The sequence below is a fragment of the Sphingobium indicum BiD32 genome (assembly GCF_000382885.1).
Classification (GTDB): Bacteria; Pseudomonadota; Alphaproteobacteria; order Sphingomonadales; family Sphingomonadaceae; genus Sphingobium; species Sphingobium japonicum_C.
Window position 1 is genome coordinate 1 of record NZ_CAVK010000129.1, and the last position, 23,016, is coordinate 23,016.

Below are 23,016 nucleotides of genomic sequence, written 5' to 3' on the forward strand. Positions count from 1 at the left end.
GCGCCCGAAACCCTTCGACACTTGCGACCGTTAGCTTCGGGATCACAAATCGAGGTAAGCTGACACTGACGCGCACAGATCCGAGTCTCTTATTATCATGTCGCGCGGCATACACTGGCGCGACGGGGTAATCCCATTCATTATACGACATTCCAACCTCCGACTGTGAACTTGTCCCCCAAACGCTCTTATTAAAGCACTGCGGAACCCAAGCGCCCCTCCTGCGGGATACGTTCCTGCAACCAACGGCCACGCGATCTGCCTGGAATAGGTGACATTCGACATTCGATGGGAGGTAGAACCAGGCCAGCGAAAGCAACGCCGCCGCTCTCTGTCAGGGCGAAACGGGCGGCGACATTCGCGCACGCTTTATTTCGATATCGCTTGGTTGACGAAGCAAATGGATCTTGTTCCCGCGCCGCACAATTAATCCGGCTTTCTCAAATGCGCTAAGCCACCCTTCCATCGGCCATATCTTCCAACGTGCCCGAAAGAGGCTGGCGTTGTGGACAATGTCCTTCAGATGTTGGAGCGGCGGCTCGAAAACGTCGTGATATTGATGAAACGCCCCTGCGCCGCCCAGGAATAACAGCGGCAAGCCTGCTGCGCGCGCGCGGAAGCCGAAGTCGGTATCTTCACCGCCATAGCCGGTAAAGGCTTCGTCAAAACCGCCCATATCCAGAAATCGCTGACGATGGATGCCGAACGCCAGCGACCAGAACAGACCGGCATTATCTTCTTGCCGCACTCCGTTTAAAGGAAATTGTCGAACTGGATGCCCCTGAACGCGCGATAGGAGATCGGCCTCATCCCATTCACCACGGGCATCGTTAGGCCCTAGATAGCGTATCTCGGCGCAGATCAGCGCGTTATGCTCGGTCAGGCAATGTGTGATCGCACTGGTCAGTGCACGCATCGGGATGCAGTCGACGTCGAGGAACAACAGCTTGTCCCCTCTCGCCGCTCGTGCGGCGGCGTTCCGGGCTGCCGCGAGTGGCAGTCCGGGGTCATCGAGACGCAGGATCTGAAGCGGGAATGGCGCTTGTTCGGCGCTGATCGGCGGACTGCTGGCCATGTCGACGATGATGAATTCGTCGGGGAAATGCGCGCTGCGCCGCAGACCTTCGAACATTTGTGCCAGATGGGCCGGCCGATCCTTGACGATGGTGAGGACGCTCAGGGTCATACTAGCGCACGCCACAGGTCGAGGCGATAATGTGGCATGCGCTCTGTGGTGATGACAGTGATTGCAGAGGCTAGAGGGGCCTGTAATTTCCCCACCGCATCATCACCGCTCTGGGGATAGTCGGTGTCGCCGGTCCAGTGGACGAGCAGGATATCCCCGCCGGGCGCTATATGGGTGATGATCCACTGGGCGGCGCGGCTGATATCCTGGTCATCCCAATAATAGGCGACTTCGGACAGGATGATGAGATCGAAGGCGCTTCCCATCGGCGCCTGCCCCGGAAACGCCATCCGGCCGAAGGAAACATGATCGAATGCGGCACAGCGCTCGCGCGCTGCTTTCAACGCTGTTTCGCTGACGTCGATCGCCAGCAATGCGTGGCAATGGGTTGCCAGCAACTGCGTCAGGACACCTTTTGCGCATCCAATCTCGAAACCCAGTTCATAGGTCCGTCCCGCCAGGACGCGGATGCTATGAGCATATTTGTCCCGCTCATAGGCGCTGCTTTCCAGTTCCCAGGGATCTTCGGTCCTGCGAAATATTGTCTCGAAATAATCATGGCCCAGGCTGGTCTTATGCCGCGTCATTTGGCTCTCCGCAGGTAGAGGACATCGCTGGCTGGCATGGCACGATGCGAGGCGGGCAGTCGGAAGCCGGGACCGTGGGACGCGGTAAGCTGGCTACGGTGCGCGGCCAAGGCGTGACGGCGTTGTCCGCGCAACATGGGCGCGGTGCGCAGCTTCCGGTGCGTGCGGGAATCAGGGGCTTTCGACCAGACGACATATTCGGCGACGACCAGCCTGCCCCTGGCCCATTGTCCAACTGCATAGGCCAGCTGCGCCGCGGCCTGATGGTCGCAATGGGATTCGTGACTGGCGGTAACGGCAAGGGCATCGACCTGCCAGCGACGGCAAAGGGCGGTCAGCCGTCGGGTAGCCCGGTCGAAAGCCGGATGCCCCGGCTGTGCAGGTGCAGCATCCTTCCAGTCAAGATGCAGCGGCGGTTGGCGGCGACTACCAGTCAGACGACGCAAAGCGGTGGCGGCTTCGCGTTTCCGGCTGATGACCAGTTTTCCTGACCGACCTGACGCTATTTCATGCGATCCCGACCCGTCAGTGAGATAGATAAGGCCCGCCAGTCGCCCAGCCCTCGCCGTCTGCGCGATGAGCGCGGCAGCCCCCAGCGTCTCGTCATCGGGATGCGGCGCTAGCACCAGCCACCGCAGCGTTCGCCAGGGTTTAGCGGACAAGGATAGCCCTACCACAAGGCGTCCTCCGTGCCCCAGGCGTCATGGTCGAGCCAGGCGAGCGCAGCCTGATCGCCAGCATAGTCGGGTCCGCCCTGCCGAAGATAGAGGCTGAGGTCGCGGATGATCTTGTCGATCCGTTCGCCGTCCATCGCGCTGCGCGTGCCGGTGATGCGGGCGGCCAGTTCCATGACGTCCAAACCCGCACGCTCGACTATGCCGCGCGTCATGCGGGCGAAGGCGGGGCCATCGGGATCATCGTGCGCAGCCCGGAGCGCACATTCACGGACCCAGAGATAGGCGGTGCGGGTTGCGGCAACCGCATCAGCGAATTTCGCGCGTTGCAGCGGATCGGCGCGCGCCGCATCAGACATGGCAAGCCGGATTTCGATCAAGAGCGCCTCGATCCCCCCCAGTTGCACGGCGGTGAAACGCCACGCGCCCGTTGTAAAGCGGGGTTCGCGATCATAATCCCCGGGCTGGCCGAGCAGATGCGATGGATCGACCGCCATGCCCGTCAGGTCATAGAAGCCACTACCGGTCGCCCGCATACCCCTGATCCGCCATTGCGACAGGTCGGTCCGGGCGGGGTCGTCGGCACGGACGACGACCAGTCGCCGTTCGCCGTCTTCGGGCTGCGCGGTGATGACGGCATAGGCTAGACCGCCAGCGCCGGTCGCGAAAGACTTGCGGCCATCCAGTGCGGATTGGCATAGCTGTACCCCCGGCTGTGGCTCGGTGGCCCACACGCCGTAAAACGCACCCTGAGCGAGTTTTTGCCCCAAATCTGCCTTTTGCGCGGGAGAGCCAAACCAGTCGAACAGCGCGAGCGCGTTGGCATGGCCTTCATAGAGCCGCCCGACGCTGAGGTCAGCGCGACCAATGATCCGCAGGACGGTCATCAGGCACTGGTTCCGTGCGACGGCATCGTCAAAGGCCTCGCCGCCGCTTTCTAGCGGCGCGAAGGTGCGATGGAGATCCGCAACGACGAGCGCTTTCATGCTTTCCACCGGAAAGATCGGCGCGGCATCATAGCGGCTGCCGAGCGCGACAAGGGTGGGTGTGATCGCCCCGGCGCGCGCAGTCGGGGTGCCGATGCTGGAACAGGGATGGCGGGACAGGGTCATACTACAGGTTCCAGTTCTTGCACAGCAGTGGCGGCCATTGTCGCGAGCCAAGTCGCTGCTGCATCAACACCATTGCGATCGTGCAGGCGTTTGCGGGCGTAAGGCGGCAATGCCTTTGCCTGGCTGATGAAAGTTGGCCATTGGTCGGGGGAGGGCCATGTTTCGAGCATGATCGCAGCGCCCAGCGCGTGCAGGGCGCGTGCCGTTGCCCGTTGCTCACCAAAAGGGCGTTCCTCCGGAATGCAGAGGAAAGGACGATCGGCGGCGAGAACCGCCCCCATCAGCCCGTCACCCGCCGCGCCGACGATCAGCCCGGCGGAGGCGATTTCACACGCCGGATCGTCAACCCATCCGGCCAGATCGAGATTGGCGGGACGATCGGTCGGTGCGGTTACGGGGCCGATGACGCGCCATTGTATATCCGGGCAGGCGCGTGCGGCCTGTGCGATCGCTGCGCCATCGCCGGGCGGGCCGCCCCGACCGATCACTATGAGGATATGGTCGTCCTGCCGGGGATGATCCTGAGCAGCGGCAGTGATGGCGGGCAGATAGCGGGTCTTGTCCCTGATCCACGCAGGCGTCGATGGCATCTCCAGCTCAAGGTGAAACGGCGCGAGCAGCGCTGTAGCGCCACGAAACGCTTCGAGATGCGCCGCGTCGCTGCGTTCGCCGTTGAGCCGCACATAGACGGTGGGGACCGACGCAAGGCGCGCCAGCATCGCAACTTCGACCGAGACATCAACGACCATCAGCGCGGGGCGCTCCGTCGCGATCCATTGTGCGATCCGCGCCACGCGCGACCGCACGCCTTCATGGTCAACGGGCGCATAGTGCAGGGCGGCGGGGCGTGAGGCCGTGTCGTCCATCCCGTCGAATCGGCCGGACACGGGTCGGTCATCGGCAAGGTCAATTCCTGCTACGGCCAGCCCTGTACCAAGCAGGACGATCGGCCAGTCGATGGCGGCGGCAATTGCCTCCGCCCGCGCGCGATGCCCAGCGCCATGATGATGGACATAATAGCCGATCGGCCGGCGGGTCATGGGTGGAGTTCCAGCATCATGTCGTGCGGCATCGGAGGCAACAGGGGTTCCTGACGGGCGATCAAAGCAGCGCCATCGGGCCGCGCACGCAATTGCTTGCGCCAGTGCGATCGCTCACGCCAGTGGGTGAAGGCAGGTGCCATGAGCGAGAGGCCGTTTTCGGCCCTTTCAAACAGCACCTGCATCGCAACTGCCATGCCGCCTTCCGCGCGTCCCTCCAGACGCGGGGAGACGCGGGTGTAAACCCTAACGGGGTGAACAAGGCGCGCGCCGCGGGCAAGCGCCGCCAATACAAGCGCGCGGTCCTCTCCGCTCGCTATGGCCGGAACGCCGCCGCAGGCCAGATAAAGCTTTGCCCGGATGGCGAGCGATGCGCCGGTATGATCGCCGTGGCGGGGCGCGGGATCCCAGGGCAGAGGATCGATCGCATCCTCAATAGCGCGGACGGCGGCCCAATATTCGTCCCATGCCATGCGCAAGCGATGCACGGGCGGTGGCAGGGATTCATCGCTATCGATGTCGATCCGGCCGCCGACCATGTCGGCACCACGCGAAAAGGCAGCCGCGATATTACGCAGCCAGTCTGTCGGAGGGCGGCTGTCAGCATCCGTACTGACGAGGGCAGCGCTGTCCAGCGCGGGCAGAAGGCCAAGGCCTGTGTCCATTGCGATCCGCCGGGCTGATCCGGCGTGCGCCAGTTCCGGCGCGAAAGTGCGTTCGACTATGCGGATGTCGAGCCGTCCGGCATGACGATGGCGGGCAGCGTCGGCAACGGCTCGGCTATCATCAGTGCTGTTGTTGATGGCTATCGCAACTGGAATCGCACCGGGCCAGTCCTGCATCGCCAGCGCATCCAGCAATATCGGCAACCGCGCGGCCTCGTTCCGCGCCGGGACGCAGACGCACAGGGTCATGGCGCTAGCGTCAGCCATGGGAAGCCGATCTCTGGTCTAGTGACGCATGGGACGGCAGCGTTGAGGGCATTAGGTGGATCGACGCCGTACGGTCGGCACGGGAGGGTGCCGTCGCCCTGTCGATCTGCCGCAGATAAAGCGCCTCATAATTGTCGACCATGCGTTCGGCATCGCACATTTGTTCCGCCCTGGTGCGGCAGGCGCTGCGGTCCCGCGCTAGAGCCGACAGCGCAGCGCTGGCGAGCGAAGTGACATCGTCCGGGGTCGCAAGCACCCCGCATGTCGTATCCAATATTTCAGGGATCGCCCCGCGCGCAAAGGCCGCGATTGGCACGCCACACGCAAGCGCTTCTGCAACGACAAGGCCGTAAGGTTCATCCCACATAGGGGTGCAGAGGAAGGCCCGCGCGCCGCCCACAAGCCGGGCGAGTTGCTGGTGCGCGAGATGCCCGACATGGGTGATGTCGTGGCCCAGCGCGGGCGCGATCTGTGTCCGATAATAATCATCGTCAAGGATTGGCCCTGCAATCCTGAGCGGGAGACCGACCTGCCGGGCAGCCTCGATCGCCAGATGCAAGCCCTTTTCCGGGACGATACGGCCGTACCAGACCACATAGGGATCGGCATCCGGCAGGCGATGAAAAGCAAATTTTTGCAGGTCGATGCCATTCCATATCACCGCGTCGCTATGGGTGACATGATTCCACAAAGCGGCAACCGAGCGGGACACGGCAACGAAACTATGGTTGCGCGCAGCGCAAAGGCGGATCCCGCTTTCCAGCCAGCAGAAGGGCGGCGTGTGCAGCGTCGTCACCATCGGCATGGGCAGGCTGTCAGCCATCGCGACGGGCAGATAATGCAGCGAATTATTATGGATGATGTCGAAATCGCGATGGCGCAGGTCGTTCATCAGGCTGAGATAGGCGTGATGCTCACGGAAGAAGGGCACGTCGTTCGCTTCTGTCGTACCCACGGTCTGGATCGCGGTTTCGGTGCAGATCGCTTCCAGGCCGATTCCGGGTGCCAATCGGGACGAAGCGAATAGCGTGACCGCATGGCCACGATCCCGCAGCGATCGCGCCAGCAAATGCGTGTGCATTTCCAGTCCGCCGGCAAAGGGTTCGGCAATCGGATGTTTTAGATGGGCGATGATGCCGATCCGCATTGAGTATGATCCTGTCGTGCGCATGGCTGGGGATGGTACGAGACCATCCCCTTAGATTGACATTGATAGCCCGCGATCAGGCGGCGGGCTGGGCGTCCAGATCGACCGCCAATTCGCGCGGCCAGTGGCGCAATGCCCGGCAGGCAGTCAGGAAAGCGCCTGCATCCTTGGCTGTGGCCAGCGGTAGGCAGGCCTCGTCCAAATCGTCGGCTATCCCCGCCTTTTCGAACAGCGCCTGGGCCTGCGCGGTCAGGCCGATATATTTGCAATGCGCAAAGGCGTCGGTGACGAAATCCTTGGCGGCCGCGTCGATTGCCAGCAAACCAGCACCCTCCTCCGACGCCACCACGGCAACTGCGTCGAACAGGACAGAGGGACCGCCGTCAATCTTCTGTTTGGCCGCTACGGCCGTGCCATCCGATAGAGTGACGCCGCCAATCTTGGGGGCGACGACCTCGTAAACCGCGCCTTCCTTGTCCACGGCCTTGACCAGCGCATTGAAGATCGCGGCGTCGGCACCGTCGGTCAGCAGGATGCCAAGTTTGCACCCCTTGAAACTGTCCGGTCCGTTCTTGAGGATGCTGAGCGCATCGGACGGCGGCAGGTCCATCATCGTCGGGCGCGCTGCCTGCGCCGGATCAGGCAAGGCAAGGCCAAGTCCGTTGGCTACAGTCTGCGCCAGCGTAGCGTCGATATTGAGCAAGTGAGAGACCGTCCGCGAACGGATATCGGGGCGTTCGACCTTGCTCAGTTCAAAGACGATGGCATCGCCGATATGCTTCTGCTCGGTCGGCGTCTGGCTGTTGAAGAATTGCCGCGCCTGGCTGTAGTGATCGGCGAAACTTTCCGAGCGGACCCGCTGCTTGGGGCCGTCTGCCTCCTGCGTGTAACTGGTGAAACCACGCTCTGGGTCCTCGCGCGGGCCACCTTGTTCGGTACCCCAGCTATTGGGTTCATAATTGGCGCGACCCTTGGGATTGCGCATCGCCATATGCCCGTCCTGCTGGAAATGGGCCATCGGACATTTGGGTGCATTGATCGGCAAATGGGTGAAGTTAGTGCTGCCCAGACGCTTAATCTGGGTGTCGAGATAGGAAAAATTACGGCCCTGAAGTAGCGGATCGTTGGAAAAGTCGATGCCTGGCGGGACATTCTGGGTCATGAAGGCGACCTGTTCTGTCTCGGCAAAGAAATTATCGACGACCCGGTCCAGCACCAGCCGCCCGACGATGCGGACCGGCACCAGTTCCTCCGGGATCAGCTTGGTCGCGTCCAGCACGTCGAAGTCGAAACTGTCGGCAAACGCATCGCCGAACAACTGGACCCCCAACTCCCATTCCGGGAAGTCCCCGGCGTTAATGGCGTCCCACAGGTCGCGACGATGGAAGTCGGGATCGGCGCCGTTGATCTTGACCGCCTCGTTCCACATAACCGACTGCAGGCCCTGCTTGGGCTTCCAGTGAAATTTGACGAAGGTCGACTTGCCGTCCGCATTGACGAGACGGAAAGTATGGACGCCAAACCCCTCCATGGTGCGCAGTGATCGCGGAATGGCGCGATCCGACATCGTCCACATGACCATGTGAAAGCTTTCAGGCGTCAGGCTAATAAAGTCCCAGAAATTGTCATGAGCGGTCTGCGCCTGCGGGAAGTCGCGGTCAGGCTCCGGCTTGGCGGCGTGGATCAGGTCGGGGAATTTGATTGCATCCTGAATGAAGAATACCGGGATGTTGTTGCCAACGATATCCCAATTGCCCTCCTGCGTGTAAAGCTTCACGGCAAAGCCACGCACGTCGCGGGCGAGATCGGCCGACCCCTTGGATCCGGCAACTGTCGAGAAGCGCACGAAGGCAGGCACGCGTTCACCGACCCGCTGGAGGACATCCGCACGCGTAACGTCGCTCAGGGATTCCGTCAGTTCGAAATAGCCATGCGCACCGTAACCGCGGGCGTGGACGACGCGCTCGGGGATGCGTTCATGGTCGAAATGGAACATTTTTTCGCGGAAGTGGGAATCCTCCAGCAAGGTTGGGCCACGCGCGCCCTGCTTCAGGCTGTTCTGGTCATCAGCGACCGGGATGCCATGTGCCGTTGTCAAGAATGCGACATCTCCTCCTGCAACCTGATGCGTTTCGCCACCTTCGGCCTGCGGTTCGGCAAAGCTGTTCGAGATGCTTTCGGCGGGCGCAGATGGGGAAGTCTTTTTGGGCGTCTCGCCGGAGACTTTATCGACGGTGGAAGGAGACTTGGCCATGGGACATCCTCATGCACGAGAAACGTGTCGGACGCAGGTCCAGCACATTGGGAGTAGTGATCGAGAAACATGCGAATTCCCGATCATCACAGGGAATCCGCGGCATTTGTGGAGAGATAACCCGCCGTTCTTCAGCAAGTTGCGCAGACCGCCCTAAAACTAATGTGCATCATAGCGATTTATTTATGGTGGCTGGATACCGCGTCGCCACGGACCGTTCCTATAGTTCAAAGCCAAGTCTTTTCGCTATGAAGGGCCGATATTGTTTACGGACAAATTTCTTAGGGATCGTCGCGGCGTCGAACTGGAAGTTCAGGAACGCGCTGTTCTGGAAAAAGCCATTTTCGAGATACGGACGATAGATGCGCGCAAGACTGTCGTGCAGGCTGGCGAAACCCTGTCCGTGAGCATGTTGTTGCTGGAAGGCTTCATGTGCCGTTATCTGGACGATCGCGAAGGTATGCGCCAACTTGTCGCCGTGCAGGTGCCAGGTGATTTTCTGGACTTGCACGCCTACCCGCTTAAAATATTGGATCATGATGTCGCCAGCCTGACCGCCGCCACGATTGCAGTCATTCCGCACAAGGCGCTGGACGAAATCAATGCGGCCATGCCTGAACTTACGCGCAAGCTGTGGTTTTCTACGCTCCTCGACGCGGCGATGCACCGGGCGTGGCTGTTCCGCCTGGGGCGGCTGGATGCGGTTGGACGAGTGGCGCATTTTCTGTCCGAAACCAATGTCCGGCTGGTTTCCGCCGGCCTGAGCGATGGGAACCGTTTTGTCCTTGGAATAACGCAAGCGGATATTTCGGAAATCTGTGGCATAACGAGTGTCCACGCCAATCGCGTGCTGCGGCAGTTACGGGAAGAGCGATTGTGCATCTTTCGCTCTTCCCTTGTGGAAATTCTCGACGTCGAGGGTCTGGCCCGCAGGGGCCAGTTCAATCCTGGCTATCTATACATCGAAAATAAATCCGGTCGCACGGACATCGAAAGGCCAACATCATGATACCCCCAGAAGATTCCGGTGTTCAATCGCTGCCCGGTAAGGCGAGCGTGGAAGAAGGGCTTGTCCTGCTGGATGGGCCAGATGGTGTCGCGGTCACCATGACAGCGTATGCCGCATTGGAAACTGGCAAAAGTCTACTCGAAGCGGCTAGGTTGATTGAAGAAAAATCGCACAATGACAAATTATAAAAAACCGACTTTCGCACAATAATTACATGGTTTAAGTCAAATTTCCCTGACCAACCAAATTTTGAAAATAATTGATCAGAATTAAAGTTGGCGCAGCGTTTGGTCTTCAAAATAGCAGACTGTTCACTCTTGGGGATGCAAATTGGCCAGTTGAATGGCCATTAAGGGGCGACTTGCGACCGGCGGCCTTATCGACGCCCCTTAAAACGGGAACGCCCGCCCCTGGGGAGTTTGCTGCCTTGCGGGTCAGCGGCATTCGCCATTTCAGTCGGATGGTCTGATAGCTTGCCACAGCGATGGCGCAGAATTGAAGTTAGCGCGCCAGCAGTAGAAGGAGAGCGGCGTCAGTGACGATAAAGTCGGTTGTGACGGACCAATGAACTTTCTCAGTCTCCAAAAATCCTCCCCAGAGCGCCAAATCCCACGTTCAAAGACAGATGCATCACGACTTCCCGGACCAAAGTCGGATGTCGGGAGTTATAGGTTGTGCGCGTGTAATGATCTTGGAGATGTGCGTGACGTTTGATGAGCAACTACCTGCGATGGTTTCTACCGGGACTGCCGGACTCGATGAGATTCTCAACGGCGGCCTTACTCCTGAGCGAATGTATCTAGTCGAAGGTACGCCGGGGACCGGCAAGACCACGCTCGGCCTCGGCTTCCTGCTCGCGGGCGCGGACGTAGGTGACATTAGTCTTTACATTACGTTGGCCGAAACTGAGGTCGAATTACGCGCTGTCGGCAAATCGCACGGTTGGTCGCTCGACAAGCTGCAGCTTTTTGAAATGGTCCCGGCAGACGGTTTTACCGAAGATCATGAACAGACATTGCTGCATCCGAGTGAGGTCGAACTCGGCGAAACGGTCCGCAATATCATGGCCAAGGTTGATGAGCTGCGGCCCGCGCGTGTTGTGCTCGACAGCCTCTCGGAGCTACGCCTGCTCGCGCAAAGTCCGATCCGCTACCGGCGCCAGATTCTCGCGCTCAAGCATTTCTTCTCCACCCGGGCCTGCACCGTCCTGGTGCTCGATGATAAGGGCGCGAGCGGAAGCGACCTGCAGCTCCACAGTATCGCGCACGGGGTCATCTCGCTCGATCAGTCGCTTGCGGGGTTCGGCGGGCAGAGGCGGCGGCTGCATGTCGTCAAGATGCGCGGCGTACAATTCCGTGGCGGCTACCATGACTTCGAGATCATGCGCGGCGGGCTCTGTGTTTTTCCGCGCCTGATCGCCGGAGATCATGACACCATCGACGGCGGCGCAGCGATGACGACCGGTTCGGACGAACTCGACACCCTGCTCGGCGGTGGCCTGGTTCCGGGGACCGCCACCTTGCTGACCGGACCGGCCGGGGTCGGCAAAACGACCGCCTCGGTGCAATGCATGGTCGCTGCGCTCGATCGTGGTGAGCGCGCCGCCTATTTCCTGTTCGACGAACGTGTACCGACGCTGATGGCGCGCAGCGCTGCGCTCGGCATGGACCTCAAGCCTTTTCTCGACAACGGTCCGCTGACCCTAAGGGCAATCGATCCCGCCGAAATGTCGCCTGGGGAATTCGCTGGCGCGGTCCGGTCAGCTGTCGAGGAAGATGGCGCCCGCATCGTCGTGATCGACAGCCTCAACGCCTATCTTCAGTCGATGCCGAACGAGCAGTTCCTCGTCCTGCAGATGCATGAGATGCTGAGCTATCTTGGCCAGAAGGGCGTCATCAGCCTGCTCATTCTTGGGCTGCACGGCGTCACTGGAGACATCCGCACCGATGTCGATCTGAGCTATTTGTCCGATACTGTCGTCCAGCTGCGTTATTTTGAGGCGCATGGCGAGGTCCGCCAGGCAATATCCGTCATCAAAACGCGCACAGCGCGGCACGAACGGACGATCCGCGAATTTCAGATCGGCAGCAGCGGGTTGCAACTCGGCGACCCACTTAGGCAATTCCAGGGCGTGCTGACGGGTGTCCCAACCTTTTCGGGCGAGGCGAATACATTGCTGGCGAGCCAGACGGATCCGGATACTCCTCGCGGATAGAATGAACGACCTTGTCCTGATCCTTGCGCCGCGTGGCCGCGATGCCGCAATTGCCGCTGGCCTGCTCGGCCGTCACGCCATCGCCGCGCGAATCTGCACGGATGTGCGCGACCTTGCCGAGCATCTTGATGAAGGTGTCGGTGCGGTCCTGCTCACCGAAGAAGCACTTGTCGGGGCCAACGCCTCGGAGATTGCTGGCTGGGTGGCCGGGCAGGAAAGCTGGTCGGACATTCCGTTCGTGGTGTTAGGTAACGGTTCGCGCACGCCGCGCACGGTCGCCGCGACCGAGCGGCTTGCCGAGCTTGGCAATGTCGTTCTGCTCGAGCGTCCGCTCCACGCCGAGGCGATGCTCGGCGCGATCCGTTCTTCGCTCAAAGCGCGCGCGCGGCAGTTCGAGGTGCGCGATTCCGCACGTTTGAGCGCGGCGCAGAACCGCATCCTCGCGCTTGCCGTCGAGGCCGCGCCGCTCACCACCACCCTAGAGGCAATTGTCCGCGAGGTCGAAACCCTGTCAACTTTTGGCGTGATCGGATCGATCCTGCTGCTGAGTGAAGACGGTAGTCGCCTACGCCATGGTGCGGGGCCGAGTCTGCCGGCTGCCTATAAAGACGCAATCGACGGCATCGAGGTTGGACCTGCAGTAGGCTCCTGCGGTACTGCGGTGTATCGCAAGGAGCCGGTGTTCGCTGCCGATATCTCTTCCGATCCGCTTTGGGTCGATTTTCGCGATTTGGCGCTGGCGCATGGCCTGCGTGCCTGCTGGTCCGTCCCGATCACTTCAGTCGAAGGCGAGATTCTGGGCACGTTCGCCATGTACCACAGCGAGCCGCGCGAGCCGGTCGCGACAGACCTCATCATCGTAGACTTCGTGGTGCGCACCGCCGGCATCGTCATCGCACGGACGCGGGCCGAGGATAATCTTCGCGCCAGCGAGGCCCGCTATCGCCAGATCGTCGAAGGGGCGGACGAATTCGCCATCGTGTCGCTCGACCCGGTCGGCACGATCACCGGATGGAGTAGCGGCGCCACACGTCTGCTGGGTTATTCGGCAAGCGAGGCGCTCGGCCAGACTGGTGGCCTGTTCTTCACGCCCGAGGACCAGGCCGCGAATGTGCCGGCGCAGGAAATGGCGCGGGCGACAGCGAAGGGCCGTGCCGTCAACGAGCGATGGCATGTGCGGAAAGATGGTCGTCGATTCTGGGCCTCAGGTCTCACCATGCCGCTCGCCGAACGTGACGGCGGCTACGTCACCATCTTTCGCGATCGCACCGCCGAGCATGAAGCCGAAGCAGCGCTGCGCGAAAGCGAGGCACGCCTGCGCTTTTTTGGGGTATTGGAAGAGCGACTGTTCAGCGCGGCTACAGCCGACGATGCGATGCGGGCGGCAGCCGAAATGTTGGGGCAGCAGATCAATGCCTCCCGTTGCGCCTATGCCGATGTCGACGCCGACAATGATCGCTTCTGGATCCGCAACGACTATACAGCGCCAGGCATCGCGACCTCGGCCGGAATCTATAGCCTCGAACTGTTCGGCCCGCGCGCTGCCGCCGAACTGCGGCGGGGGCAAACCCTGATCGTCCGCGACGTGGCGGGCGAGCTCGGTGCCGATGAAGGGCGCGCGATGTTCCAATCGATCGGCATCGAGGCGATCGTCTGCTGCCCACTTGTAAAGCAAGGCCAGCTGGCCGCGATGATGGCAGTACATCAGGATGTCGCGCGCGATTGGAGTCTGAGCGAGATCGCCCTGATTCGTGAGGTTGTCGAGCGCTGCTGGGCGCATGTCGAACGTGTCGGCGCCGAGGCGCGGCTGCGAGAGAGCGAGGAGCGGCTGCGCCTTGCCGTTGAAAACGCCGAGATTGGCTTTTGGGATGTCGATGTCGTCAACGACCTGCTGATCTGGCCTACTCGAACCAAGGCCATGTTCGGGATTTCCGCCGATGTCCCGGTCACAATGGCAGACTTTTACGCGGGCTTGCATCCCGACGACCTTGAAGCGACGACTGCAGCCTATCTGGCGGCTGCCGACCCTGTGCAGCGTGCACTTTACGAGGTCGATTATCGCACCGTCGGAAAGGAAGACGGCGTGCTGCGCTGGGTGGCTGCAAAGGGGCGTGGTGTGTTCGATGCCTTGGGGCGCTGTCTGCGTGTCGCCGGCACCGCGCTCGACATCACCGCGCGCAAGCAGGCCGAGGAGGCCCTGCGCGACCTCAATGCAACGCTCGAAACCCGGATCGCGGAGGCAATCGCGGAGCGCGAGGCAGCGCATGAGGCACTGCGCCAAAGTCAGAAAATGGAGGCGATGGGCCAACTGACCGGAGGAGTTGCGCACGACTTTAACAATCTACTTACCCCGATCGTTGGTTCATTGGACATGCTCCAACGTAAGGGGGTCGGAACCGAGCGTGAGCAGCGCTTGATCGCGGGTGCGGCGCAGTCCGCCGAACGCGCTCGAGTGCTGGTGCAGCGTCTACTCGCCTTCGCGCGGCGCCAGCCATTGCAATCTGTCGCCGTCGATATCGCCCTGCTGGTCGCCGGGATGGGCGATCTCGTCGAAAGCACCACCGGGCCTCAGATCAAGGTCGTAGTCAATGTCGCCAGCGACCTGCCGTCGGCCAGAGCTGATCCCAATCAGCTCGAAATGGCGCTGTTGAACCTCTCGGTGAACGCGCGCGACGCCATGCCCGATGGCGGAACACTGCGCATCTCGGCGAGGGCTGAGCCAGTAGGCGCAAACCATCGCTCCGGCCTTTCCCCGGGAGAATATATTCGAATCTCTGTCGCCGACACAGGGTCAGGCATGGATGAGGTTACGCTCGCCCGCGCGATCGAGCCCTTTTTCTCGACCAAGGGGATCGGCAAGGGCACTGGCCTTGGCTTGTCGATGGTGCATGGCCTGGTCTCGCAGCTAGGCGGCGGTCTTACCATCCAAAGCCGACTCGACATGGGTACCAACATCGAACTCTGGCTCCCTGTTAGCGCAACACGTGCCGAGGGAGTGCCGGATCACCAGCGTGCCGCAGCCGGCGCCACGCATCAAGGCGTGGCACTGCTCGTCGATGACGAGGAAATGGTTCGCATGAGCACAGCCGATATGCTTGCAGAGCTCGGCTATGCCATAATCGAAGCCAATTCAGCGGAGGAAGCGCTACGGCTGCTGGATAGCGGTACGCTCGTCGACATTGTCGTGACTGACCATCTCATGCCCGGCATGACGGGTACCGACCTCGCCCTACGCGTCCGGTTGGCGCGGCCGCAACTGCCGATCCTGCTCGTATCAGGATATGCCGAACTCGAAGGCATCGATGCCAAACTTCCGCGGCTGACCAAACCATTTCGAAAGGATGAGCTTGCAGCGACGCTCACTTCGCTACTCCATTAGATGTCCGGTCAAACGGCAACAGACAGCGTCGTCGACCGGCTGGTTTGCGTGAGACAAATGACGGATTTTAGCACGAACGGTCGCTCATGACATTATTGCTAAACGTCGTGAGTTGGTCGACTGCTGCGGCAGATTTCTAGCCGATAACCGGCAACGCGCGTTCGAACGCCTATTCCATCGACGGGACCGCATTCTGCCAAACCCGGCGAAAAAAGCGATAGTTCCACCAATCCGTCAGCGTTTTAAAATATTTGGTATCGTTACAACGGATCCGTCGCTCTCCACCGATGGCATGGTTAAACCAAGCCCTTGATCCATAATTTTGTCATGACAACCACATAAAATGCTGGAGTCGAACGCGATTCAGGCCATCAGCCCCGCTCATCCCGCACCAGCCGCTCGACAAGGCGGTTGAAGAGCGTGACGCCCCGATCATGTGCCGTTGGCATGATCGCGTCACTCGGACTCTCGGCGATAACGCGATTCTGGGCTTCGATCATTATTTTGTCTTCGCCAAAAGCCATCGCAGCGAGCTGCATCATTCTATCGCGCATGGCTTCATCGCCGTGCCCGCAATGCGGACCCCAGCTGAAGAAATAGCGGGCGGTGCCATCGGTCAGCGGAGTGACAGCCTGGCTGGTAAAATTGCGCCCGCTGATAGCCTCATCGAAGTCAGGGGAGCCAAAATCGAGCGCCGCAGCAGTTCCGGCTGAAAAGCTGGCAGCCTCCATGAGTAGCACGCCCGGCAGCAGGAACTCATAAGTCATGTAGTTGTCGAACCGCTCGACAGAGTCGCGGTTCCGAACATCGGGCGCGTTCTCCGTCCAGCGTGAGACGCGCACGCCGCGTTCAATCGGGGTAATGTCGGGCAGGCGTTCGGCGAAGGACGGCCCGGCTTGAAAGCTGGCGGCATGGACGTATGTCAGGTGGCTGAAATCGAGCAGGTTGTCGCAGATGAGTCTGGCCTCCGCTGCATAGTCGAGATGCCCGTGTCCAAGGAGGAAGCGGCCGTCATCATAGCCCACAGCTGGGGGAATCAGGCTTTCTTCGGCCTGTGCCGGATCGCCCATCCAGACCCAAACCCAGCTGTGCCGGACGGCCACGGGGTAGGCCCGGACCCGCGCTTGCGGCGGCACCTTGTCCTGCCCCGGAATCTCTAGCACGTCGCCATCGGCCCCGAAGAGCAGACCATGGTACATGCATCGCAGGTTAGCGCCTTCGCAGCGCCCGAGCGACAAGGGCGCAAGACGATGGACGCAGCGGTCTTCCAGCGCATGAACCACGCCATCACCATCGCGCCACAGCACGATCCGATCCCCCAATATCCGTAGTGCCATTGGCTCAGCCTCGGCGAGCTCCATATCCCAGGCGGCGACGTACCAGCAGTTGCGAACATAGATCATTGGCATTTTCTCCGCATCGTCCTCATGCGTCAGCGCGTTCGGCGTCCATCATTTTCTGCAGGACACGTCTGCCCAAAACGGCGGTGCCATCACTCTTCAACATCAGTTCGGGCGGGAGCTCATCCATCGTGCGGATGATCTTCTCGATCTCGACCGTGGCGAACATGTCTTCTGCTAGCACTGGCTTGAGGTACTCGATCATCTCGTCGACCCCTTTGTGGTCGATTGATCCCATCGCGAAGAAGTAGTTGGTGGTATAGCGCTTGGCCGGGGTGACCGCGTGCCACACGCGCGAGGAATTGAGCACCTCTCCGGCGCATGGATGTCCTTCCGAGACCAGCATTTCGCCGATGCCCGCGTGGAAGCCAGGGAAGTGGAAATCCATACCGGAAACCCGGTCGATCGGTCCGTCAAAATCGATCCGCCCTTCGGACACGGCCTGACGCTTCGTGTTGCGCATGATTCGACGGCTGCGAACGCGGCGTTCGTTTGTGTCGCGCTCTTCGGGCGTTGCCGCATCGTCCGGCGTTCCGATCGAGGAAGAATGCAGATATCCCAAGTGGGTGAGATCGAGCAGGTTGTCGTTAAGCAGCTGATAGCGGCCATCTACCTCGTGATAGTAGAACGGCTCACTCCGGTAGCCATCGAGACCGAAGCCGATCTCTTCCATGTCCGGAATGAGAGACGGGTCAGCCTTCCCGGCATCGCCTGGCCAGATCCATGCCCACAGGCCGCGCTCGACGAGCGGGTAGCTGCGGATCGAGTAGACGCCGGGGACGGATTGCTGGCTCGGCACAAATGTGCACTTGCCGCCGGAATCGAAAGTGATCCCGTGATAGCCGCACTGAACGGCGTCCCCCACACGCTTGCTTGCGCCGAGCGGGTAGTGGCGGTGCGGGCAGCGCCCTTCGACTGCGACGGCGGTGCCGTCGGCCTTGCGGTAGAGTACGACCGGCTGGTTGAGTATCCAGCGCGACAGCAGCGCCTCGCCGATCTCGCTCGTGAAGGCTGCGACATACCAGCCGTTGCGCGGGGCATAACTTCCTTCGCTGAAAGGGTACATAAAACTTGCTCGCATTGGGCGCGGACTGGAGGGTTCCAGCCAACGCAGGTTGTTAAAAGCGGCGCCGGATGCTGACAGACCATTCGCGCGGACTCCCGACGACGGCAGTCGCCAGGTCAAGGTTGGCCACGTTCTCGGCGGCACCGACAAAGGCGTCCAGATCAAGGATGCTGGTCTGGTTGCGCGCTTCGAACAATTGCGTGGGCATCGCGGTGATTGCCTGCGGTATATCCTGCAGGCGCTGTTCGAGAAATTGCGCCGTGACGATGATCTCTTGGGTAGTCAGTGGCATTGTGTCCACAAGCGCTTGGTCATCAGCAGCGCTTGCCGCCGTAGGAACAAGCGTCATGAGCGTCAGTAGCGAGCCATTCGCCAGCCGTGAAATGGGCTTTTTCATCCAGGTTCTCCCATCGCAGCGCTTCTTGTCGAACACCGTTAGACGAACACTGTTAGACATTTGCGGAAAGGCGGTCAATAGAGCTGGAATGAATGATGCGACCGACCCCAGACTGACTGTTGAGCAGATCGTGGATCAGGCACTCGAGCTCCTTCGCGAGGAAGGCATGGACAAGCTAAGCATGCGCCGACTGGCCGCGCGCGTTGGGGTTCGTGCGCCGACTCTGTACTACTACCTGCCAGACAAGGCGGCCCTCATGACGGCGATGATGGAGCGGCTGTTTGCGCGCTGCCTCGACCTCATTCCTCCTACCACCGACTGGCAGACTTGGATACGCGGTTTCGGGCGCGCCATCTGGAAGGTGCAGGACACCTACCCGTTCACTGGGGAGCTGATCACTGCAAGCATACTCGATGAAGACTATTTTGCGCGCACCACGCTGCGATTGCAGGAAATCCTGAAGGATTTCGGACCGCCGATCGAAAGGCTCATGGACCTCCAGTCAGCGGTGCAATCGTTGATGACCGGGTGGTCCACTTTTGCCCACGCCCGATATGCGGGCCAGCTCGGCCGGATACTTGACGTGGAACGGCTGGCTTTTGAAAGCCTCGATGCCCTGATCAGAGGCTGGCGACTGAGCTGAACTGATAGGTCGGGTTCCGAAATTTGAGGCGAGTCTGAGGTGAGCTCCGCGTGCGCTGTTCATTGCAGCGTAGAGCCGCAACGGCTTTGACGTCGGCAGCGGCTTCCTCTTGAAGCTCGTTGGCAACGTCCGTTTTCCTCCGAAGCCGTCGCTCACAGCAGTGTCAGCGAACGGCAAAAACTGGTCCAGGCTGTGTAAAAACGCGATTGGCAAATCTGTGCGGGGGTACCGTTGGCTTTGAGGACGGCGAGCCTTGGTGGTTTGCACGCGGCCTTAGCTTGCGATGGCTTTCAGGATTGCCTTGCTTCCCATGATATTGAGCACTCGGGTCAGATTATAGGCCAGAACGTGGAGCGCCATTTCGGTTGCAACACGCGGCTTGGTTTTCGTGAGGAAGTGGGTGGAGCCCATCCGGACTTTGAGGGTGCCAAAGGGATGCTCGACCGTTTGTCGCCGTATGCGCATGGCATCGGGATTGGCGTCGAGCCGTTCCTGCATGGCTTCGAGGACGGTCTCATGCTCCCATCGAGTGACGCGCCGTTCCTTGCCCGGTGTACATTGAGCCTTGATCGGACATTTCGGACAAGCACTTGTCCAGTATCGGCTCATCGTCAGACCCGCTTCCACATTAGTGTAGCGATAGGTCAGCATGTCGCCGGCCGGACAGCGATAGACATCCTGCTCGGGCAGGTAGACGAAGTCAGCTTTTCCGAAGCGCCCCTCCGCCTTGGCACGGGAGGTCATCGGTTTCGGTAAGGTCACGGTGATGCCAGCCTGTTCGCTGGCCAGTATCTCTTGGCCCGAGAAGTAGCCGCGATCGGCCACCACATCGAGTTGCCCTACTTCCAAAACTGCTTTCGCCTTCTTCGCCATGCCACTCAACTGCGCCCGGTCGGTGCCGATATTCGTGACCTCGTGTGCGACGATGAGATGGTGCTCGGTATCGACAGCGGCCTGTACATTATAGCCCACAACGCCCGTTCCGCGCCCGCTGCTCGACATTGATCGCGCGTCAGGATCCGTCAGCGATATCTGGCGATCTGGTGACGCCAGCATCTGCGCTTCCAGTCCATCGAGGCGCTCCATCTCCTGCTCGAGCCTCGTGATTTTCTCCTTGAGCCTGTCCGTCTTGGCCACCAGCACATCCGTCGGCTCCTGCCGGTCGGCAGTATCCAACTGGGCCAGATAGCGAGCAACGCTCTCCTCGATCTGTTGACGTCGGCGCTCCAGCTTGGCTTTGGTGAAGTTGCGATCCCGGTTGTTCACGGCCTTGAACTTGCTGCCGTCGATGGCGACGCTTGCACCCGCCAGCAGTCCCATTTGGCGGCACAACAGGACAAAGCGCCCGCAGACCTGCCGGATCGCTTCGCCATTATTGCGGCGAAAGTCAGCGATCGTCTTGTGGTCGGGCACGAGCCGCCCGATCAACCACATCAGTTCGACGTTCCGGTCCGCCTCACACTCCAGGCGGCGGCTCGACTGGACCCGGTGCAGATAGCCATAGATGTAGAGCTTAAGCAAAACCGAGGGATGATAAGAAGGGCGCCCCGTCGCAGCAGGCTCAACACCAGCAAAGCCAAGCTTCCAAAGATCAAGCGCATAGACAAAGGCATCGACCGCCCGAACCGGATTATCCTCTCCGATCCAGTCATCAACACACGGCGGGAAAAGTGTCGTTTGATTACGATCCGCACCGGTGATGAAGCGACCCATATGACCCTCCAGACTGTCTGGCCATCATAGCATATCTACCGCGTTTTAACACAGTCTGGGTCGCGACCTGCCGGTTAGCGGACCGCATCCAGGAACGTAAAATTGGCAGCTGAATGGCGACAAAGGGTCGAAATAGCGGAATTATCGATCCGTCACATTCATGTTTGCGGATTGACCGGCGAATGGCATTCCGCGCACATCTGTGACCGCAGTCGAATTTCGGAGGGTAATGTTGGACCGCTGGCAAGCCATGAAGATATTCGTCCGCGTAGCGGAAACCGGCAGTTTCGCGGAGGCCGCGCGGCAACGGCATCTAAGCCCGCCGGTAGTCACCCGGGCGATCTCTGCGCTGGAGGAGGATGTCGGCGTGCGGCTGCTGACGCGGACGACGCGGTCGGTGAAGCTGACAGAAGCAGGCCGCGGCTATCTGGACGATTGTCGCCGCATATTGGCCGATATGGCAGATGCGGACGCGGCAGCGGCGGGCGCCCATGGCAACCCCACCGGGACATTGATCGTCACCGGATCGGTGATCTTTGGCCAGATGTATGTGTTGCCGATCCTGCTCGACTATCTGGATTACTTTCCCGCCGTAACCGGGCGTAGCCTGTTCGTCGATCGGCTGGTCAACATCGTCGAAGAAGGAATCGATGTAGCGGTGCGGATCGGGCATCTGCCGGACTCCGGGCTGAGCGCCATTCGCGTCGGCACGGTCCGGCGCGTCATCTGCGTCGCGCCGGCCTATTTCGAGCATCATTCCAGTCCCCGGACACCAGCCGACCTTGTCAATCATCGCATCATCGCGCCGACCGGAGCATGGGCGTCTCCGGAATGGCACTTTGGCGCGAAGGGCAGGAGCAGCGTCACCGTTCAACCGGCGCTGTTCTGCAACACCAATGAAGCGGCCATCGCCGCTGCCGAGCAAGGCTGGGGGCTGACCCGTGTACTATCCTATCAGGTTGAGCCCGCTCTGGCGGCCGGGCGATTGGTAACAGTACTGGACGAACATATGGAAAGGCCGTTGCCGATTCATGTCATCCATGCCGAAGGTCGGCGGGCTGCCGCTAAGGTGCGCAGCTTCGTCGATCTGGCTGTCGACCGGTTGCGGGCCAATCCGCAGTTCCAGTCGGCATAGTCGTAATTCCATTTTCAGAAATAATGATTTCCAGATTTATCGAATTATCAGGAATCCGAAGAAGGATTATTCCTGCCTTCAGAAGCTGAAGCCCCGTGGCTCAGCGCCCCAATAGGGTGGAGGACATGATGAAGAAACTGGTCATTTCGATGCTGCTGGCGACTGCCGGCATCACTTCCCCGGCCGATGCGGTCGCCGCGCCTGCCAGCACCGTCACACAGATTGCGCCCGCCACGATCCATTATCGTTACGTCACTATCGAAGGCGTGAAGATGTTTTATCGCGAGGCCGGTCCCGCAAATGGCCCGGTGTTGCTGCTGCTCCACGGCTTTCCGACATCGTCGCACATGTTCCGCAATCTCATCCCGCTGCTCGCCGACCGCTATCATGTGATCGCACCGGACTATCCGGGCTTTGGCCAGAGCGACGCACCCGACCATCGCCAGTTCAGCTACAGCTTCGGTCATTATGCCAACATGGTCGACGCACTGATGGGCAAGATCGGCGCCCAGCGCTATACCATGTATGTCATGGATTATGGCGCCCCGGTCGGCTACCGGCTGGCGCTCAAGCATCCCGATCGGGTCAGCGCGCTGATCGTCCAGAATGGCAACGCCTATGACGAGGGGCTTGGCGCTTTCTGGAATCCGATCAAGACATATTGGAAGAGTGGATCAGCTAATGATCGAGAGGCGCAAGCCTGGCTAGTCGGCCTTGATGCCACCAAGTTCCAATATACCGATGGCGTACGGGACGTGTCGCGGATCAGCCCGGACAACTGGGTCCATGACCAGGCGCTGCTCGACCGGCCGGGCAACAAGGATATCCAGCTCGACCTGTTTTATGACTATCGCACCAATGTGCCGCTCTATCCGGCGTTTCAGGCCTTTTTTCGCGAGCGTAAGCCACCGACGCTGATCCTCTGGGGCAAGAATGACACCATCTTCCCTGAGCCTGGCGCGCATCCCTATCGACGCGACCTGCCGGATGCGGAGATGCATATTCTCGATACCGGCCATTTTGCCCTGGAAGACAGACTGGACGAGATGGCGCCACTGATCCGCGACTTCCTCGATCGCAAGGTGACGATGCGCTGAACCCCGGTCCGGGTCCGTCCTTCAATGGCT

19 protein-coding genes and 1 pseudogene are annotated in these 23,016 nt (G+C 60.6%); 8 read left to right on the forward strand and 12 right to left on the reverse strand.

Annotated features, from left to right (window positions below; genetic code table 11):
- Window positions 1–334: 334 nt before the first annotated feature.
- The 8 genes from EBBID32_RS12700 to EBBID32_RS12735 all read right to left on the reverse strand — a co-directional run bounded on the left by EBBID32_RS12700 (window position 335) and on the right by EBBID32_RS12735 (window position 8,932).
- The gene (locus EBBID32_RS12700) at window positions 335–1,186 is read right to left on the reverse strand and encodes a glycosyltransferase family 2 protein (RefSeq protein ID WP_006958155.1); all 852 of its coding nucleotides are present in this window, start codon (window positions 1,184–1,186) and stop codon (window positions 335–337) included.
- Window positions 1,183–1,773, reverse strand: coding sequence for an SAM-dependent methyltransferase (locus EBBID32_RS12705; protein ID WP_006958156.1), 591 nt, complete (start codon window positions 1,771–1,773; stop codon window positions 1,183–1,185). Before EBBID32_RS12705 ends, EBBID32_RS12700 begins: the two co-directional genes overlap by 4 nt.
- Window positions 1,770–2,435 carry a PIG-L deacetylase family protein gene (locus tag EBBID32_RS23605; protein WP_231382189.1) on the reverse strand — a complete coding sequence of 222 codons (666 nt, stop codon included), beginning with the start codon at window positions 2,433–2,435 and terminating at the stop codon, window positions 1,770–1,772. The genes EBBID32_RS12705 and EBBID32_RS23605 overlap by 4 nt, the downstream gene beginning before the upstream one ends.
- An 8-nt stretch (window positions 2,436–2,443) precedes the next feature.
- The gene (locus EBBID32_RS12715; RefSeq protein WP_006958158.1) at window positions 2,444–3,559 is read right to left on the reverse strand and encodes an acyl-CoA dehydrogenase family protein; all 1,116 of its coding nucleotides are present in this window, start codon (window positions 3,557–3,559) and stop codon (window positions 2,444–2,446) included.
- The gene (locus tag EBBID32_RS12720) at window positions 3,556–4,599 is read right to left on the reverse strand and encodes a hypothetical protein (RefSeq protein ID WP_006958159.1); all 1,044 of its coding nucleotides are present in this window, start codon (window positions 4,597–4,599) and stop codon (window positions 3,556–3,558) included. The genes EBBID32_RS12715 and EBBID32_RS12720 overlap by 4 nt, the downstream gene beginning before the upstream one ends.
- Window positions 4,596–5,531, reverse strand: a complete 936-nt coding sequence (locus EBBID32_RS12725; RefSeq protein WP_037490566.1) for a glycosyltransferase — start codon at window positions 5,529–5,531, stop codon at window positions 4,596–4,598. The genes EBBID32_RS12720 and EBBID32_RS12725 overlap by 4 nt, the downstream gene beginning before the upstream one ends.
- Window positions 5,524–6,678 (reverse strand): glycosyltransferase, encoded by a 1,155-nt coding sequence (locus tag EBBID32_RS12730; RefSeq protein ID WP_006958161.1) that lies wholly within the window; start codon window positions 6,676–6,678, stop codon window positions 5,524–5,526. The genes EBBID32_RS12725 and EBBID32_RS12730 overlap by 8 nt, the downstream gene beginning before the upstream one ends.
- A gap of 76 nt (window positions 6,679–6,754) precedes the next feature.
- Window positions 6,755–8,932: a catalase gene (locus EBBID32_RS12735; protein ID WP_006958162.1), complete on the reverse strand. Its 2,178-nt coding sequence runs from the start codon at window positions 8,930–8,932 to the stop codon at window positions 6,755–6,757.
- Between the two features lie 262 nt (window positions 8,933–9,194).
- Here EBBID32_RS12735 and EBBID32_RS12740 point away from each other — a divergent pair, with 262 nt between their 5' ends.
- From EBBID32_RS12740 to EBBID32_RS25365, 5 genes and pseudogenes are all read left to right on the forward strand, one after another.
- A complete protein-coding gene (locus tag EBBID32_RS12740) occupies window positions 9,195–9,941 on the forward strand; it encodes a Crp/Fnr family transcriptional regulator (protein WP_196805648.1) in 747 nt (248 codons plus the stop codon).
- Window positions 9,938–10,129: a hypothetical protein gene (locus tag EBBID32_RS12745; protein WP_037490568.1), complete on the forward strand. Its 192-nt coding sequence runs from the start codon at window positions 9,938–9,940 to the stop codon at window positions 10,127–10,129. The genes EBBID32_RS12740 and EBBID32_RS12745 overlap by 4 nt, the downstream gene beginning before the upstream one ends.
- Before the next feature lie 509 nt (window positions 10,130–10,638).
- Window positions 10,639–12,156, forward strand: a complete 1,518-nt coding sequence (locus EBBID32_RS12750; RefSeq protein ID WP_051093345.1) for an ATPase domain-containing protein — start codon at window positions 10,639–10,641, stop codon at window positions 12,154–12,156.
- Window positions 12,157–12,502: 346 nt separating this feature from the next.
- Window positions 12,503–13,921: pseudogene (locus EBBID32_RS25360) on the forward strand (GAF domain-containing protein); the annotation flags it as partial.
- 42 nt (window positions 13,922–13,963) lie between these two features.
- A complete protein-coding gene (locus EBBID32_RS25365; protein ID WP_440590965.1) occupies window positions 13,964–15,535 on the forward strand; it encodes an ATP-binding protein in 1,572 nt (523 codons plus the stop codon).
- Between the two features lie 371 nt (window positions 15,536–15,906).
- Here the strand turns inward: EBBID32_RS25365 and EBBID32_RS12760 are convergent, their stop codons facing one another.
- Genes EBBID32_RS12760 through EBBID32_RS24130 form a run of 3 tightly spaced genes read right to left on the reverse strand, consistent with a single transcriptional unit; the run spans window position 15,907 to window position 18,398 of the window.
- Window positions 15,907–16,938, reverse strand: coding sequence for an aromatic ring-hydroxylating dioxygenase subunit alpha (locus tag EBBID32_RS12760; protein WP_006958172.1), 1,032 nt, complete (start codon window positions 16,936–16,938; stop codon window positions 15,907–15,909).
- A gap of 22 nt (window positions 16,939–16,960) precedes the next feature.
- On the reverse strand, window positions 16,961–18,001 hold the full coding sequence (locus tag EBBID32_RS12765) for a Rieske 2Fe-2S domain-containing protein (RefSeq protein WP_006958187.1): 1,041 nt from the start codon (window positions 17,999–18,001) through the stop codon (window positions 16,961–16,963).
- 52 nt (window positions 18,002–18,053) lie between these two features.
- On the reverse strand, window positions 18,054–18,398 hold the full coding sequence (locus EBBID32_RS24130; protein WP_037490570.1) for a hypothetical protein: 345 nt from the start codon (window positions 18,396–18,398) through the stop codon (window positions 18,054–18,056).
- 88 nt (window positions 18,399–18,486) lie between these two features.
- Here EBBID32_RS24130 and EBBID32_RS23615 point away from each other — a divergent pair, with 88 nt between their 5' ends.
- The gene (locus EBBID32_RS23615; RefSeq protein WP_006958189.1) at window positions 18,487–19,041 is read left to right on the forward strand and encodes a TetR/AcrR family transcriptional regulator; all 555 of its coding nucleotides are present in this window, start codon (window positions 18,487–18,489) and stop codon (window positions 19,039–19,041) included.
- A 273-nt stretch (window positions 19,042–19,314) separates the two neighbouring features.
- Here the strand turns inward: EBBID32_RS23615 and EBBID32_RS12780 are convergent, their stop codons facing one another.
- Window positions 19,315–20,754, reverse strand: a complete 1,440-nt coding sequence (locus tag EBBID32_RS12780) for an IS1182 family transposase (RefSeq protein ID WP_006958190.1) — start codon at window positions 20,752–20,754, stop codon at window positions 19,315–19,317.
- A 250-nt stretch (window positions 20,755–21,004) separates the two neighbouring features.
- Here EBBID32_RS12780 and EBBID32_RS12785 point away from each other — a divergent pair, with 250 nt between their 5' ends.
- Window positions 21,005–21,889, forward strand: coding sequence for a LysR family transcriptional regulator (locus EBBID32_RS12785; RefSeq protein WP_231382190.1), 885 nt, complete (start codon window positions 21,005–21,007; stop codon window positions 21,887–21,889).
- Window positions 21,890–22,014: 125 nt separating this feature from the next.
- Complete coding sequence (locus EBBID32_RS12790; protein WP_006958193.1) at window positions 22,015–22,986, forward strand: alpha/beta fold hydrolase; 972 nt, start codon at window positions 22,015–22,017, stop codon at window positions 22,984–22,986.
- Window positions 22,987–23,016 lie beyond the last annotated feature (30 nt).